This is a genomic window from Erwinia sp. TECH1 (genome assembly GCF_054057575.1).
The window spans coordinates 4544146-4559653 of sequence record NZ_JBSRZK010000001.1 but is presented as its reverse complement, the minus strand read 5'-3'; the positions used below and the strand labels follow the sequence as shown (position 1 = coordinate 4559653).

General features: G+C 57.4%; 11 protein-coding genes, 2 tRNA genes, 1 rRNA gene and 1 pseudogene. 12 read left to right on the top strand and 3 right to left on the bottom strand.

Translation table 11 applies throughout. The annotated features are described in order from the left end of the window. Nucleotides 1-2 precede the first annotated feature (2 nt). The 3 genes and pseudogenes from tatB to tatD all read left to right on the top strand — a co-directional run. Nucleotides 3-512 (top strand): annotated as a pseudogene (gene tatB, locus ACVWZ0_RS21390) (Sec-independent protein translocase protein TatB); the annotation flags it as partial. A 401-nt stretch (nt 513-913) separates the two neighbouring features. Next, on the top strand, nt 914-1663 hold the full coding sequence (gene tatC, locus ACVWZ0_RS21385) for a Sec-independent protein translocase subunit TatC (protein WP_253457299.1): 750 nt from the start codon (nt 914-916) through the stop codon (nt 1661-1663). A gap of 65 nt (nt 1664-1728) precedes the next feature. After that, nucleotides 1729-2517 carry a 3'-5' ssDNA/RNA exonuclease TatD gene (gene tatD, locus ACVWZ0_RS21380; RefSeq protein WP_253457301.1) on the top strand — a complete coding sequence of 263 codons (789 nt, stop codon included), beginning with the start codon at nt 1729-1731 and terminating at the stop codon, nt 2515-2517. Nucleotides 2518-2519: 2 nt separating this feature from the next. Here tatD and rfaH read toward each other — a convergent pair whose 3' ends face one another. After that, nucleotides 2520-3008 (bottom strand): transcription/translation regulatory transformer protein RfaH, encoded by a 489-nt coding sequence (gene rfaH / locus ACVWZ0_RS21375; RefSeq protein WP_253457303.1) that lies wholly within the window; start codon nt 3006-3008, stop codon nt 2520-2522. A 290-nt stretch (nt 3009-3298) separates the two neighbouring features. On the opposite strand from rfaH, the gene ubiD reads away from it, so the two are divergent. Together ubiD and fre are read left to right on the top strand one after the other, a co-directional pair. Continuing rightward, nucleotides 3299-4801: a 4-hydroxy-3-polyprenylbenzoate decarboxylase gene (ubiD, locus tag ACVWZ0_RS21370; RefSeq protein WP_253457306.1), complete on the top strand. Its 1503-nt coding sequence runs from the start codon at nt 3299-3301 to the stop codon at nt 4799-4801. A gap of 21 nt (nt 4802-4822) precedes the next feature. After that, on the top strand, nt 4823-5524 hold the full coding sequence (gene fre, locus ACVWZ0_RS21365; protein ID WP_253457309.1) for an NAD(P)H-flavin reductase: 702 nt from the start codon (nt 4823-4825) through the stop codon (nt 5522-5524). Between the two features lie 45 nt (nt 5525-5569). Here fre and fadA read toward each other — a convergent pair whose 3' ends face one another. Both fadA and fadB read right to left on the bottom strand, forming a co-directional pair. Next, on the bottom strand, nt 5570-6733 hold the full coding sequence (gene fadA / locus ACVWZ0_RS21360; protein WP_253457311.1) for an acetyl-CoA C-acyltransferase FadA: 1164 nt from the start codon (nt 6731-6733) through the stop codon (nt 5570-5572). A 10-nt stretch (nt 6734-6743) separates the two neighbouring features. After that, nucleotides 6744-8927: a fatty acid oxidation complex subunit alpha FadB gene (gene fadB, locus ACVWZ0_RS21355; RefSeq protein ID WP_253457314.1), complete on the bottom strand. Its 2184-nt coding sequence runs from the start codon at nt 8925-8927 to the stop codon at nt 6744-6746. Nucleotides 8928-9106: 179 nt separating this feature from the next. Here fadB and pepQ point away from each other — a divergent pair, with 179 nt between their 5' ends. The 7 genes from pepQ (at nt 9107) to ACVWZ0_RS21320 (ending at nt 15407) form a co-directional block, all read left to right on the top strand. Then, the gene (gene pepQ, locus ACVWZ0_RS21350; protein ID WP_253461193.1) at nt 9107-10438 is read left to right on the top strand and encodes a Xaa-Pro dipeptidase; all 1332 of its coding nucleotides are present in this window, start codon (nt 9107-9109) and stop codon (nt 10436-10438) included. Further along, nucleotides 10438-11049, top strand: a complete 612-nt coding sequence (locus ACVWZ0_RS21345; protein ID WP_253457317.1) for an IMPACT family protein — start codon at nt 10438-10440, stop codon at nt 11047-11049. Before pepQ ends, ACVWZ0_RS21345 begins: the two co-directional genes overlap by 1 nt. Nucleotides 11050-11075: 26 nt before the next feature. Then, a complete protein-coding gene (gene trkH, locus ACVWZ0_RS21340) occupies nt 11076-12527 on the top strand; it encodes a Trk system potassium transporter TrkH (protein ID WP_125290673.1) in 1452 nt (483 codons plus the stop codon). Between the two features lie 15 nt (nt 12528-12542). Further along, the gene (gene hemG, locus ACVWZ0_RS21335) at nt 12543-13079 is read left to right on the top strand and encodes a menaquinone-dependent protoporphyrinogen IX dehydrogenase (RefSeq protein WP_253457320.1); all 537 of its coding nucleotides are present in this window, start codon (nt 12543-12545) and stop codon (nt 13077-13079) included. 408 nt (nt 13080-13487) lie between these two features. Beyond that, a 16S ribosomal RNA gene (locus ACVWZ0_RS21330) occupies nt 13488-15029 on the top strand. 74 nt (nt 15030-15103) lie between these two features. Continuing rightward, nucleotides 15104-15180, top strand: a tRNA-Ile gene (locus ACVWZ0_RS21325). 151 nt (nt 15181-15331) lie between these two features. Then, nucleotides 15332-15407 (top strand) — tRNA-Ala (locus tag ACVWZ0_RS21320). Nucleotides 15408-15508 lie beyond the last annotated feature (101 nt).

The window sequence follows — 15508 nt, the reverse complement described above, 5'->3', positions numbered from 1 at the left end:
CCGTGTTCGACATAGGTTTTAGTGAACTGATTCTGGTGTTTATTATCGGGCTGGTAGTGCTGGGTCCGCAGCGTTTGCCGGTTGCGGTAAAAACCGTGGTCGGCTGGATCCGCGCGCTGCGCTCGCTGGCGGCTAATGTGCAAAACGAACTGGCGCAGGAGCTGAAACTCCAGGAGCTGCAGGACAGCCTGAAGAAGGTGGAAGAGGCCAGTAAAAACAGCCTGTCGCCGGAGCTGAAAGCCTCGATGGAAGAGCTGAAGCAGTCGGCGGAATCCATGAAGCGTACCTATCTGGGCGAGAACGAAAAAGCGGACGACGAAGCTAACACTATCCACAATCCGCTGGTGAAAAACGCCGAGGATTCTCATGAAGGCGTGACGCCTGCTGCGGCCGATCATCAGGCCAGCGCCCCGGCGCAGGCGCCAGAGGCAGCAACCAGTGCAGCGCCACAGCCTGCGGTGCAGCAGGAACAGCATACGCCAGTCGTGCATGTTTCGCCTGCGGCGAGCGATATGGCAGCAGCGCACTCCGCTACGGTTCGCGTTGCTGAACCTGCCGCAAGCGGTGTAGCCCAGGTTGCTGAAACTGTTTCGCCTGTCGCAAGCGATGCGGCTGTAGCACCGTCCGCTGCGGTTCACGTTGCCGAACCTGCCACAAGCGGGGTAGCCCAGGTCGCTGAACCTGCTTCGTCTGCTGCAAGCGATGCGGCCGTAGCAAAATCCGCGACGGCCAGGGCTGCTGAAGCGCCTGCCGCCGCCAGCGCGCCTTATGAAACCGCCGCCGGAAAGCCGGACGCCGCGTCGAATACGGCGCCTGCCGCCGCGCCTGAAAAGCCAAAGGCCGTTAAAGACGAAGCGCCGACGCTTTCCAGCCGTGCGCCTGTTTCCACCACCCAACCGGATGAACGCTAAACATGGCTGTTGAAGATACCCAACCGCTTATCAGCCATCTGATTGAGCTGCGTAAGCGCCTGCTGAACTGCATTATCGCCGTGGTGGCGATTTTCCTTTGCCTGGCGTACTTTTCCAACGATATTTATCAGCTGGTTTCCGCGCCGCTGATCGAGCAGATGCCAGCGGGCGCCAGCATGATCGCGACCGACGTGGCTTCGCCTTTTTTCGCGCCGGTCAAGCTGACCATGATCGTTTCCGTCTTCCTTGCGGTACCGGTGATCCTTTACCAAATCTGGGCCTTTATCGCGCCCGCGCTTTACCGCCACGAACGCAGGCTGGTGGTGCCGCTGCTGATTTCCAGTTCATTCCTATTCTATATAGGGATGGCTTTCGCCTACTTTGTTGTCTTCCCGTTGGCCTTTGGGTTCTTCGCTAAAACCGCGCCGCACGGCGTGCAGATCGCTACCGATATCAATAACTATCTCGATTTCGTAATGGCGTTGTTTATGGCGTTTGGCGTCTCTTTCGAGGTGCCGATTGCTATCGTGCTGCTGTGCTGGACCGGTGTGACCACGCCGGAGGAACTGAAGGCGAAGCGGCCTTATGTTCTGGTCGGCGCTTTTATCGTAGGTATGCTGTTGACGCCGCCGGATGTGCTTTCCCAGACGCTGCTGGCCATTCCGATGTACTGCCTGTTTGAGGTCGGCGTGTTCTTCTCCCGTTTCTATACCGGATTACGGCGGGAAGAGAGTGACCAGGAGACGGAGTAGCCGCGAAGGCCTGCCCACATTAAAAAATAACCGCCCGTAAGGGCGGTTACTGTTTGGAACACGCTATGTTTGATATTGGGGTCAATCTGACCAGCACGCAGTTCGCCAAAGATCGCGACAAGGTTGTAAAACGCGCCGTTGATGCGGGCGTCACCGGCATTCTGATTACCGGCACCAACGCGCTGGAGAGCCAGCAGGCGCAGAGCCTGGCGAAACGTCGTTCCGGCTACTGCTGGTCTACGGCAGGCGTTCATCCGCATCACGCCAGCGAATGGTCGGCGGAAACGGCCGCCACCTTAAGAAGGCTGGCGGAAAGCCCGGAAGTGGCGGCGATTGGCGAGTGCGGGCTGGATTTCAACCGCAACATCTGCGGGCCGGAACAGCAGGCTTACGCCTTCAATGCTCAGCTTGAGCTGGCGGCCGATCTGCAGCTGCCCGTTTTTCTGCACTGCCGCGAAGCGCACGATCGCTTTCTCGCTATCCTGACGCCCTGGCTGCCAAAGCTGCCCGGCGCGGTCGTACACTGTTTTACCGGCACGAAAGCGGAGCTGGAAGCCTGTCTGGCTGCCGGGCTTTATATCGGCATTACGGGATGGGTGTGCGATGAACGTCGCGGACTTGAGCTGCGCGAGCTGATGCCGCTTATTCCTGCTGACAGGCTGCTGCTGGAAACGGACGCGCCTTATTTGCTGCCGCGCGACATGCGTCCCCGCCCTGCATCGCGACGTAACGAGCCGTGCTTTCTGCCACATATCGTGGAACAGGTCGCGCTACTGCGCGGCGAAGAGGCGGCTACGCTGGGGCAGCAGTGCGACAGCAATGCGCGAGCGCTTTTCCGTCTGAACGCGCAGTAGCCTCAGAGTTTCTGGAACTGCCGATTGTCCAGGCTGCGGACGATCTGCTTATTCAGCAGGTTAAGCAGCAGCATAGAACGCGCCTCGCCGTCCGGCTCGGTAAAAATTGCCTTCAGGCCTTCGAAAGCGCCAGCGGTAATCAATACTCTGTCGCCGGGCTGCGGTAGCGTCGGTGCGGGCAGCGTTACCGTCGCCTGCGTTTGCAGCGCTTCGATCACGTCCTGCGGCACGGTCGCGGGCAGATTGCCGAAGCGAACGAAATGGCTGACGCCGCGCGTGGCGCTGATGGTCGTGGTATGAATCGCTTCCGGATCGAACTCAATAAAAAGGTAGTTCGGGAACAGCGGCTCATTTACCTGAGTACGCTTGCCGCGCACCAGTTTCTCTAAGGCAATCATGGGGCTGAGACAATGCACCGCCTGGCGCTCAAGATGTTCTTTCGCGCGGGTAAGCTGGCCACGTTTGCAATAAAGTAAATACCAGGATTCCATAACGTCACTTTGCAATTACAGGGTCGCTAAGAATAACAAAAATAGCGTGATAGTTATAGCAACATGCAGGCCAGAAGGCGCCTGAAATCGCGATGAATGAACGGACAGCGTTAAGCATAAAGCTTATTAACTGTAGTTATCAGCGGATCGGTTGATGAGTCGGGATGCCGGAAGAAAAAATTTTTGGCGGTCGCAGCGTGAGCGCGCCGACCTCCTGCCGCGAAAAACTAAGCACGAGAGCTTAATCCTCCCTATAATGGCCGATTCACTGACCGTATTGATGAGAAGTCATGAAATACCACGACCTACGCGACTTCCTTTCCCTGCTGGAGCAGCGCGGGGAATTAAAACGCATTAAGCAAGAGATCGATCCCGATCTTGAAATGACCGAAATTGCCGATCGCACCCTGCGAGCTGGCGGGCCGGCGCTGCTGTTTGAAAACCCCAAAGGCTATAATATGCCGGTGCTGTGCAACCTTTTCGGCACGCCGGATCGCGTTGCGCTGGGCATGGGCCAGGAAGACGTGAAGGCGCTGCGTGAAGTGGGCCGCCTGCTCGCCTTTTTGAAAGAGCCGGAACCGCCGCGCGGTTTTCGCGACTTTTTCGACAAAATGCCGCAGTGGAAGCAGGTGCTGAATATGCCGACGAAGCGCCTGCGCGACGCGCCGTGCCAGCAGCAAATCTGGCAGGGCGATGAAGTCGATCTGAGCCGCATTCCGGTGATGAAGTGCTGGCCGGAAGATGCCGCGCCGCTGATCACCTGGGGCCTGACGGTTACGCGCGGCCCGCACAAAGAGCGGCAGAACCTGGGCATCTATCGCCAGCAGGTTATTGGTAAGAACAAACTCATTATGCGCTGGCTGTCGCATCGCGGCGGCGCGCTGGATTTCCAGGAGTGGACGCAGCAGCATCCCGGCGAGCGCTTCCCGGTCTCCGTCGCGCTGGGCGCCGATCCCGCCACCATTTTGGGCGCGGTCACGCCGGTTCCCGATACGCTTTCTGAATATGCTTTTGCGGGACTGCTGCGCGGCACCAAAACCGAAGTCGTGAAGTGCGTCTCCAACGATCTGGAAGTGCCGGCCAGCGCGGAAATCGTGCTGGAAGGCTATATCGAGGCGGGCGAAGTGGCGCCGGAAGGGCCGTATGGCGACCATACCGGCTACTATAATGAAGTCGATAACTTCCCGGTGTTTACCGTAACGCACATTACGCAGCGCCGCGACGCCATCTATCATTCCACCTATACCGGGCGTCCGCCGGATGAGCCAGCCGTGCTTGGCGTGGCGCTGAATGAAGTCTTCGTGCCGATCCTGCAAAAGCAGTTCCCGGAAATCGTCGATTTTTATCTGCCGCCGGAAGGTTGTTCCTATCGTCTGGCGATCGTTACGATGAAAAAGCAGTACGCAGGCCATGCCAAGCGGGTGATGATGGGCGTTTGGTCATTTTTGCGCCAGTTTATGTACACTAAGTTTGTTATCGTATGTGACGACGATGTGAACGCGCGCGACTGGAACGACGTTATCTGGGCTATTACGACCCGGATGGATCCGGCCAGGGATACGGTGCTGGTAGAGAACACGCCTATCGACTATCTGGATTTCGCTTCGCCGGTTTCCGGGTTAGGCTCGAAAATGGGCCTGGACGCCACCAACAAGTGGCCCGGAGAAACCCAGCGCGAATGGGGCCGCCCTATTCGCAAAGATCCCGCCGTCACCGCGCGCATTGATGCCATATGGGACGAGTTAGGCATCTTCAGTGAGTCGCCCACGCGCAAAAACGCGCCCGGCAAATAATCGACCCGACAGAGGGAACGCATGACAACGTTAAGCTGTAAAGTGATCTCGGTAGAGGCGATAACCGATACCGTTTACCGAGTCCGTATGGTGCCGGAAGCCGATTTCAGCTTCCGGGCCGGTCAGTATCTGATGGTAGTGATGGACGAGCGCGACAAACGCCCGTTCTCGCTGGCTTCCACGCCGATGGAAAAAGAGATTATTGAGCTGCATATTGGCGCTTCGGAACTCAATCTCTACGCGATGGCGGTGATGGAACGGATCCAGGAGCAGCGCAGCATTACCGTGGATATTCCGCACGGCGACGCGTGGCTGCGTGAAGAGAGCGACCGTCCGCTGATCCTGATTGCGGGCGGCACGGGCTTCTCCTACGCCCGTTCGATCCTGCTGACCGCGCTGGCGCAGCGGCCGGAGCGTCATATCGAAATTTACTGGGGCGGCCGTGAACTGAAGCACCTCTACGATATGGACGAACTGGAAGCGCTGGCGGTGAAGCACCCGAACCTGAAGGTGATCCCGGTGGTGGAACAGCCTGAGCCGGGCTGGGAAGGGCGTAGCGGCACCGTGCTGACGGCGGTTATGAACGACCACCGCAGCCTGGCCGAGTACGAGATCTATATCGCGGGCCGTTTTGAAATGGCGAAAATCGCGCGCGAACGCTTCTGTGCCGAGCGCGAGGCGAAAGCGGAACAGATGTTTGGCGACGCCTTCGCCTTTATCTGAGCCGGAACGATTGCGTAAAAAAGCCGCCCGTCAAGGGCGGCTGCATTAAACCCTTTCCAGTACGGTAGCGATGCCCTGTCCCAAACCGATACACATGGTCGCCAGACCAAACTGTGCATCGCGTCGCTCCATCAGGTTCAACAACGTCGTGGCGATCCGCGCGCCGGAACAGCCCAGCGGATGACCCAGCGCGATAGCGCCGCCGTTCAGATTGATTTTGTTATCCAGCTCCTCCATCAATCCCAGCTCCTTAATACACGGCAGCACCTGCGCGGCGAACGCTTCGTTCATCTCAAACAGATCGATATCGCTGACGTTCAGTCCTGCTTTCTTCAGCGCCAGCCGGGAGGCGGGCACCGGGCCAAAGCCCATAATCGACGGATCGCAGCCGACCACTGCCATCGAGCGGATCCGCGCCCGCGCTTTCAGGCCCAGCTCGCGAGCGCGTGATTCGCTCATCAGCAGCATCGCCGCCGCGCCGTCGGAGAGCGCCGAGGAGCTGCCCGCCGTTACCGTGCCGTTAACCGGATCGAAGGCGGGCTTCAGCGCGGCCAGACCCGCTGTGGTGGTATCGGGACGGATCACTTCATCAAAATCATAGCGCTTGAGCACGCCGTCGCCGTCATGGCCACTGGTCGCGACGATCTCCGCAGCAAAGTGACCCGCCTGCGTGGCGGCCCAGGCGCGCTGGTGCGAGCGGGCGGCAAATTCATCCTGCCTTTCCCGACCGATCTGGTGCATACGCGCCAGCATTTCCGCCGTCAGGCCCATCATGCCGGCGGCTTTCGCCACGGTTTTGCTCAGGCCGGGATGAAAATCGACGCCGTGGCTCATCGGCACGTGGCCCATATGCTCCACGCCGCCCACCAGGCAGGCGCTGGCGTCGCCAACCATGATGGCGCGCGCGGCATCGTGCATTGCCTGCATCGAGGAGCCGCAAAGGCGGTTGACGGTGGTAGCGGGCACCCGATGCGGGATTTCCGCCAGCAGGGCGGCATTACGGGCGATGTTAAAACCCTGCTCCAGCGTTTGCTGCACGCAGCCCCAGTAAATATCATCCAGGCTTGCCGCCGCCAGCGCCGGGTTGCGGCTCAGCAGCGAGCGCATCAGATGCGCCGAAAGATCTTCCGCCCGGACATGGCGAAAAGCGCCGCCTTTGGAGCGGCCCATCGGCGTGCGGATGGCATCAACAATTACGACTTTTTCCATTTCTCTTTCCTTACGCCGTTTTCAGGACGTCATCGGCCGGTTGAACCTGCGGATACCACTGCGTTTTATGCTGCGCTTTTTCCTGCAGGCTGGCCGGCAGCTGATAAAGCGGGCCGAGCGCGGCAAAGAAGGCCGCCTGGCTGGCAAAGCGGGCGCTGCCCTGCGTATCCAGATAGCGGAAAACGCCGCCGCGAAACGGCGGGAAGCCCAGCCCGTAAACCAGCGCCATATCCGCTTCGGCCGGCGTGGCGATAATGTTTTCTTCCAGGCAGAGCACCACTTCGTTAACCATCGGGATCATCATTCGGGCCACAATTTCTTCATCGCTGAAAACGCGCTGCGGCTGGCTGACGCTTTGCAGCAGTTTATCGACTTCGGGATCGACAATTTTCTTCTGTTTGCCTTTGCTGTCCTTCTCCCAGCGATAAAACCCGGCCTGACTTTTTTGTCCGAACCGTTTCGCCTCGAACAGCACGTCGATGGCATCACGGTAATCCTTTTTCATACGGTTCGGGAAACCGTCAGCCATTACGCTCTGCGCGTGATGCGCGGTATCAATGCCAACCACGTCCAGCAGCCAGGCAGGCCCCATCGGCCAGCCGAAATGCTTTTCCATGACTTTATCTATCTGACGATAATCCGCACCGTCGCGCAGCAGCAGGCTGAAGCCGGCAAAATAGGGGAACAGCACGCGGTTGACGAAAAAACCGGGACAGTCGTTCACCACGATGGGCGTCTTGCCCATTTGGTCGGCCCAGGCCACCACTTTCGCCAGCGTGGCGTCCGAGGTTTTTGCACCCCGGATCACTTCAACCAGCGGCATGCGGTGCACCGGATTAAAAAAGTGCATTCCGCAGAAGTTTTCCGGGCGCTGCAGCGCATCAGCAAGCTGGCTGATGGGAATAGTCGAGGTATTGGAAGCCAGAACGGCATCCTGATGAAGATGCTGTTCCGTCTCCGCCAGCACCGCCGCCTTAACGCGCGGGTTTTCCACCACGGCCTCGACGACCATATCGGCACGTTCAAATCCTTCATAGCTCAGGGTTGGATGGATAGCGCCGATGATGCCCGCCAGCTGCATCGCGTCAATTTTCCCTCGCGTCAGCTGCTTATTCAGCAGCCCGGCCGCTTCGGTCATACCGAGTTCCAGCGAGGCCGGATTGATATCCTTCATTAATACCGGTACGCCTTTGCTGGCCGCCTGATAAGCGATGCCGCCGCCCATAATGCCCGCACCCAATACGGCAGCCTGCTTCGGTAGCGCGCTATTCTGCGCCAGCTTTTTCGCTTTCGCCTTCAGCGCGCGATCGTTAAGGAACAGGCCGACCAGCGCACGCGCCTCGTCGGAACGGGCCAGCGGGACAAAAGCCTGCGTTTCCAGCAGCAAAGCTTCATCACGGCCCAGCGCAGCAGCGGCCTCAATCGTTTTTACCGCCGCCAGCGGAGCAGGGTAGTGTTTGCCCGCGGTTTGCAGCACCACGCCTTTGGCGGTGGTAAAACTCATCATCGCCTCAATTTTACTGAGCTTCAGCGGTTGCAGCTTCGGCTCGCGACGTTCGCGCCACGGCTGTTTGCCGCTAATGGCCTCGCGCAGGATGGCGATGCCCGCATCGCGCAGCTTATCAGCCGCCACAACGGCATCCACCAGGCCCAGCGCCAGCGCTTTTTGCGCATCGACATCTTTTCCGGCGGCGATAATTTCCAGCGCGCTGTCGGCGCCCAGCAGACGCGGCAGGCGCACCGAGCCGCCAAAGCCGGGCATGATCCCCAGCTTCGTTTCCGGCAGGCCAATACGCGCGTCCGGCGTGGCGATACGGAAGTCCGTTGCCAGGATACATTCACAGCCGCCGCCCAGCGCATAGCCCTGTACGGCCGACAAGGTCGGCACCGGCAGATCCTCAAGCCGATTAAAGATAGCGTTGGCGTAATGCAGCCACTGCGTCAGCTGTTCCTCCGGGGCGGCGAACAGCGATAAAAATTCGGTAATATCCGCGCCGACGATAAACGCCGGTTTGCGCGAACTGAGCAGAACCGCCTGCAGATCCGGCTGCCGCTCCAGCACGGCTATCGCCTCGCCCAGGCTGGCGACGGTTTGCGTATCCAGTTTGTTAACTGAACCGGGCGCATCAAAAACCAGTTCAGCAATACCATTTTCCAGCCAGTTCAGGGTCAGGGTGTCGCCTTGGTAAAGCATTCTTCTCTCCTGCTGCCGCGCTAAAGGGATCTGGTCATACCAGATGATCGAGAGTGTGGAGTTGATGTTAATTATTTGCAAACGAGAGTTTGCTTATTTGCAAACAAGATCACAGGCGCGGCAAAACGATCTCGCCGTGCTAAGATGCGCCTGATTACGTGATTAACGGAGGTAAAGTGATGGACTCGTTGAGCGCCCTTTATCATGAGCATCTGAAGACGCTACAGGCGCGCGCGCAGCAGGTGCTGGCCCGCTTTAAGCTGGATGCCATGCTGATCCATTCCGGCGAACTGCTGACGGTTTTTCTGGATGACCACGACTACCCTTTCAAAGTAAACCCGCAGTTTAAAGCCTGGCTGCCGGTGACCACCGTGCCCAACTGCTGGCTGTGGGTCGACGGCGTGAACAAGCCGAAGCTCTGGTTTTATTCGCCGGTGGATTACTGGCACAACGTCGAGCCGCTGCCGCAAAGCTTCTGGACGGACGGCATGGAGATTACGGCGCTGAAAAAAGCGGATGAAATCGGCCAGCTGTTGCCGACAAACCGTGAAAACGTTGCCTATATCGGCCCGGTGCCGCAGCGTGCCGCTCAGCTTGGCATCAACGCCGCCGCGATCAACCCAAAAGGGGTGATCGACTTCCTGCATTATCATCGCTCTTATAAAACCGATTACGAACTTTACTGCCTGCGCGAAGCGCAAAAGACGGCGGTGATCGGTCATCGCGCAGCGAAGGAAGCCTTTCTTTCCGGCATGAGCGAGTTCGATATTAATATTGCTTACCTCAGCGCTACCGGCCATCGCGATATCGACGTGCCTTACGGCAATATCGTCGCGCTGAACGAACATGCCGCCGTGCTGCACTACACTAAGCTTGATCAATTGCCGCCGGAACAGCCGCGCAGCTTTCTACTGGATGCAGGCACGGAATATAACGGTTATGCAGCGGATCTGACGCGCAGCTACGCTTACGATCCCGCCAGCGACTATGCGACGCTTATTCAGGATATGAATGAAGAAGAGCTGGCGCTGATTGCCACGCTGAAGGCGGGCGTGCGCTATACCGACTACCATCAGCAGATGCATCAGCGGCTGGCGAAACTGCTGCTGAAACATCAGCTGGTCAAAGGGCTGAGCGAAGAGGCGATGGTGGCGGAAAACCTTACCGGGCCGTTTATGCCGCACGGCGTGGGTCATCCGCTTGGCCTACAGGTGCATGACGTCGCCGGTTTTATGCAGGATGACAGCGGCACCCATCTGGCCGCGCCGCAGCAGTATCCCTTTTTACGCTGCACGCGCATCCTTGAACCGCGCATGGTGCTGACGATTGAACCCGGCATCTACTTTATCGAGTCGCTGCTCGCGCCGTGGCGCGAAGGCAAGTTCAGCCATCACTTCGACTGGGCGCGCATTGAGGCGCTGAAGCCTTATGGCGGTATCCGAATCGAAGATAACGTGGTGATCCATGAACAGGGCGTGGAAAACATGACCCGGGATCTGAAGCTGGATTAATGGACGCCTGGGAGATCCCCGCTGAAACCTTCAGCTTCAGCGAGGAAATAAAAAAAAGCCGCTTTATCACGCTGCTGGCGCATACCGAAGGCGTGGAGGCGGCGCGCGCTTTTGTGCAGCAGGTGAAAGGCGAGCATCCTGCCGCCCGGCATCACTGCTGGGCCTGGGTAGCGGGCGCGCCTGACGATTCGCAGCAGCTGGGTTTCTCGGATGACGGCGAGCCTTCCGGCACGGCGGGCAAACCGATGCTGGCCCAGCTGATGGGCAGCGGCGTGGGCGAGATAACGGCGGTAGTGGTGCGCTATTACGGCGGCATACAGCTGGGCACCGGCGGGCTGGTTAAGGCCTACGGCGGCGGCGTGCAGCAGGCATTAAAATTGCTGCCTCGTGCGCGGAAGGTGCCCATGCTGACCTTTACGCTGGTTTGCGACTATGCGCAGCTGGCGGAAATAGAAAGGATGGTCGCCCGTTTTAACGGTCAGCTGCTGCACAGCGAGTTTTTACAGCGTGTCTCGCTGACGCTGGCGCTGCCCCATGCGCAGGTCGCAGGCTTCACGCGCAATCTCACCGATTTCAGCAGAGGGGCGCTCCATCTGGCCCCGACCGACTAACACCTTGTCAGGAAAGGAAAGGCTACATGCATTTTCGTGCCATCACCCGCATCGTGGGTTTACTGGTCATTTTGTTTTCGGGCACCATGATCGTGCCGGGCCTGGTGGCGCTAATCTACCGTGACGGCGCCGGACGAGCCTTTACGCAAACCTTCTTTATGGCGTTACTGATCGGCTCGCTGCTGTGGTGGCCGAACCGCAAGCAGAAAAGCGAGCTGAAGCCGCGAGAAGGCTTTTTGATCGTCGTGCTGTTCTGGACGGTGCTGGGCAGCGTCGGGGCGATGCCCTTTATCTTTGCCGAACATCCTAACCTGTCGTTAACCGACGCGTTCTTTGAATCTTTCTCCGGCCTGACCACCACGGGCGCCACGACGCTGGTGGGGCTGGATTCCCTGCCCAAAGCCATTCTGTTCTACCGGCAAATGCTGCAATGGCTGGGCGGGATGGGGATCATCGTGCTGGCAGTGGCTATCCTGCCTATACTGGGCGTCGGCGGGATGCAGCTTTACCGTGCGGAGATGCCAGGCCCGCTGAAAGATAACAAGATGCGGCCCAGAATTGCCGAAACGGCAAAAACGCTCTGGCTGATCTACGTGCTGTTAACCGTCATTTGCGCACTGGCGCTCTGGCTGGCCGGGATGCCGCTGTTTGACGCCATCGGCCACAGCTTTTCTACTATAGCTATCGGCGGCTTTTCCACACATGACGCCAGTATCGGCTATTTTCACAGCCCAACCATTAACAGCATTATTGCCATTTTCCTGCTGATTTCCGGCTGTAACTACGGCCTGCATTTCACGCTGCTCAGCGGACGTAATCTGCGTGTTTACTGGCGCGACCCGGAATTCCGTATGTTTATCGGGGTGCAGTTCACGCTGGTTATCATCTGCACGCTGGTGCTTTGGGCGCACAATGTCTATCAAAGCGGGCTGCAGACGCTGAACCAGGCTTTTTTCCAGGTGGTTTCCATGGCGACGACGGCAGGCTTCACTACCGACAGCATCGCCCGTTGGCCGCTCTTCTTACCGGTACTGCTGCTTTGCTCTGCTTTTATCGGCGGCTGTGCGGGATCGACCGGCGGCGGCCTGAAGGTGATCCGCATCCTGCTGCTGTTCAAACAAGGGTCGCGCGAACTGAAGCGGCTGGTGCATCCCAATGCCGTTTACACTATTAAGCTGGGGCAGCGGGCGCTGCCGGAAAGAATACTGGAAGCGGTATGGGGATTCTTCTCCGCCTACGCGCTGGTGTTCCTGCTGAGCATGCTGGCCATTATCGCCACGGGCGTGGACGATTTTTCAGCCTTTGCCGCCGTCGCCGCAACGCTGAACAATCTGGGGCCGGGCTTAGGGGTAGTAGCGGATAACTTCACTACTATGAATGATACGGCGAAATGGATTTTGATTCTGACAATGCTGTTTGGTCGTCTTGAAGTCTTCACGCTGTTGGTTCTGTTTACGCCAACCTTCTGGCGCGAATAACAAAAGTTGGATCTTATGAAAGCACTTATTCTTTATTCCAGCCGTGACGGGCAGACTCGTGAAATCGCGGCTTATATAGCTAACCAGCTCAAAGCGCATCAGGAATGCGATACGATCAATATCCTTCAGGCGGATAACATCGAATGGGCCAGGTACGACAGGGTACTTATCGGCGCTTCTATTCGCTATGGCCACTTCCATCCTAAGGTCGACAAGTTTGTTAAGCAGCATCTGAACGAGCTTACCAAAAGGCCTTCGGGATTCTTCTCGGTTAACCTTACCGCGCGCAAGCCGGAGAAGCGTACGCCGCAGACAAACGCCTACACGCGTAAATTCCTGCTGAACTCGCCGTGGCAGCCAGACTGCTGCGCCGTGTTCGCGGGCGCGCTGCGCTATCCGCGTTACGGCTTCTTCGACCGCTTTATGATTCAGCTGATTATGCGGATGACCGGCGGCGAAACGGATGCCAGTAAAGAAGTGGAGTATACCGACTGGGAGCAGGTGACGCGTTTTGCCCATGAATTTGCCGCTTTATCAGGCAATGTGAAGTAAAAACGGACGCTTTGTTGAAAAATACGGCTGTCGTTCATTTATTTGTAATAAACGCTTGTCAGCCGTCAAGAACTCCCTATAATGCGCAACCACTGAGACGGCACAACGGCTTACAGGCCAGCGGCTCAGGAGGTTCAGGAAGCTGAATCGCCGGAGAAAACTTCTGAAAAAGAGGTTGACTCTGAAGGAGGAAAGCGTAATATACGCCACCTCGCGGCAGGAAGCGAAAGCACTGCTCGCAACGCTCTTTAACAATTTATCAGACAATCTGTGTGGGCACTCGCAGGATTGATATCAGCGTCTCCGGACGCAAAAAAATATCAAGTCTTAAGAGTGAACACATAATGAAATTCATTATGACGTTTTACACTTGAGCATCGCTGCACTTGTTGCAGCAAATCGAACTTTTAATTGAAGAGTTTGATCATGGCTCAGATTGAACGCTGGCGGCAGGCCTAACACATGCAAGTCGAACGGTAGCACAGAGAAGCTTGCTTCTTGGGTGACGAGTGGCGGACGGGTGAGTAATGTCTGGGAAACTGCCCGATGGAGGGGGATAACTACTGGAAACGGTAGCTAATACCGCATAACGTCTTCGGACCAAAGTGGGGGACCTTCGGGCCTCACGCCATCGGATGTGCCCAGATGGGATTAGCTAGTAGGTGGGGTAACGGCTCACCTAGGCGACGATCCCTAGCTGGTCTGAGAGGATGACCAGCCACACTGGAACTGAGACACGGTCCAGACTCCTACGGGAGGCAGCAGTGGGGAATATTGCACAATGGGCGCAAGCCTGATGCAGCCATGCCGCGTGTATGAAGAAGGCCTTCGGGTTGTAAAGTACTTTCAGCGGGGAGGAAGGCGATGCGGTTAATAACCGCGTCGATTGACGTTACCCGCAGAAGAAGCACCGGCTAACTCCGTGCCAGCAGCCGCGGTAATACGGAGGGTGCAAGCGTTAATCGGAATTACTGGGCGTAAAGCGCACGCAGGCGGTCTGTCAAGTCAGATGTGAAATCCCCGGGCTTAACCTGGGAACTGCATTTGAAACTGGCAGGCTAGAGTCTTGTAGAGGGGGGTAGAATTCCAGGTGTAGCGGTGAAATGCGTAGAGATCTGGAGGAATACCGGTGGCGAAGGCGGCCCCCTGGACAAAGACTGACGCTCAGGTGCGAAAGCGTGGGGAGCAAACAGGATTAGATACCCTGGTAGTCCACGCCGTAAACGATGTCGACTTGGAGGCTGTTCCCTTGAGGAGTGGCTTCCGGAGCTAACGCGTTAAGTCGACCGCCTGGGGAGTACGGCCGCAAGGTTAAAACTCAAATGAATTGACGGGGGCCCGCACAAGCGGTGGAGCATGTGGTTTAATTCGATGCAACGCGAAGAACCTTACCTGGCCTTGACATCCAGAGAACTTAGCAGAGATGCTTTGGTGCCTTCGGGAACTCTGAGACAGGTGCTGCATGGCTGTCGTCAGCTCGTGTTGTGAAATGTTGGGTTAAGTCCCGCAACGAGCGCAACCCTTATCCTTTGTTGCCAGCGATTCGGTCGGGAACTCAAAGGAGACTGCCGGTGATAAACCGGAGGAAGGTGGGGATGACGTCAAGTCATCATGGCCCTTACGGCCAGGGCTACACACGTGCTACAATGGCGCATACAAAGAGAAGCGAACTCGCGAGAGCAAGCGGACCTCATAAAGTGCGTCGTAGTCCGGATCGGAGTCTGCAACTCGACTCCGTGAAGTCGGAATCGCTAGTAATCGTGGATCAGAATGCCACGGTGAATACGTTCCCGGGCCTTGTACACACCGCCCGTCACACCATGGGAGTGGGTTGCAAAAGAAGTAGGTAGCTTAACCTTCGGGAGGGCGCTTACCACTTTGTGATTCATGACTGGGGTGAAGTCGTAACAAGGTAACCGTAGGGGAACCTGCGGTTGGATCACCTCCTTACCTGAAGATACCTTCGTGCGTAGTGTCCACACAGATTGTCTGATAGAAAAGTAACGAGCAGAAAAAACCTCTACAGGCTTGTAGCTCAGGTGGTTAGAGCGCACCCCTGATAAGGGTGAGGTCGGTGGTTCAAGTCCACTCAGGCCTACCAAATTCTTTCCTGTCCTGCGTTGTGACTTCACTTGCATATCGTGATATGCGGCGCGAAGCCACGCCTTGACCAGAAAAGAATTACATTTCCCGTAAAAAGGACGTGTCACTCGCGGTTGAGTGGTAGTAGATGGTCTCTGCAGTAACTGTATGGGGCTATAGCTCAGCTGGGAGAGCGCCTGCCTTGCACGCAGGAGGTCAGCGGTTCGATCCCGCTTAGCTCCACCATGCAGTTTACAAAAACTATCTCAAAACTGGCTTTCGAGTCACGTTTGAGATATTTGCTCTTTAACAATCCGGAACAAGCTGAAAATTGAAACGACATGTCG

What these genes read in the sequence shown, in the direction of transcription:
- tatC (WP_253457299.1), top strand. Translation starts at nt 914, where the DNA reads ATGGCTGTTGAAGATACCCAACCGCTTATCAGCCATCTGATTGAGCTG.
- tatD (WP_253457301.1), top strand. Translation starts at nt 1,729, where the DNA reads ATGTTTGATATTGGGGTCAATCTGACCAGCACGCAGTTCGCCAAAGAT.
- rfaH (WP_253457303.1), bottom strand. Translation starts at nt 3,008, where the DNA reads ATGGAATCCTGGTATTTACTTTATTGCAAACGTGGCCAGCTTACCCGC.
- ubiD (WP_253457306.1), top strand. Translation starts at nt 3,299, where the DNA reads ATGAAATACCACGACCTACGCGACTTCCTTTCCCTGCTGGAGCAGCGC.
- fre (WP_253457309.1), top strand. Translation starts at nt 4,823, where the DNA reads ATGACAACGTTAAGCTGTAAAGTGATCTCGGTAGAGGCGATAACCGAT.
- fadA (WP_253457311.1), bottom strand. Translation starts at nt 6,733, where the DNA reads ATGGAAAAAGTCGTAATTGTTGATGCCATCCGCACGCCGATGGGCCGC.
- fadB (WP_253457314.1), bottom strand. Translation starts at nt 8,927, where the DNA reads ATGCTTTACCAAGGCGACACCCTGACCCTGAACTGGCTGGAAAATGGT.
- pepQ (WP_253461193.1), top strand. Translation starts at nt 9,107, where the DNA reads ATGGACTCGTTGAGCGCCCTTTATCATGAGCATCTGAAGACGCTACAG.
- ACVWZ0_RS21345 (WP_253457317.1), top strand. Translation starts at nt 10,438, where the DNA reads ATGGACGCCTGGGAGATCCCCGCTGAAACCTTCAGCTTCAGCGAGGAA.
- trkH (WP_125290673.1), top strand. Translation starts at nt 11,076, where the DNA reads ATGCATTTTCGTGCCATCACCCGCATCGTGGGTTTACTGGTCATTTTG.
- hemG (WP_253457320.1), top strand. Translation starts at nt 12,543, where the DNA reads ATGAAAGCACTTATTCTTTATTCCAGCCGTGACGGGCAGACTCGTGAA.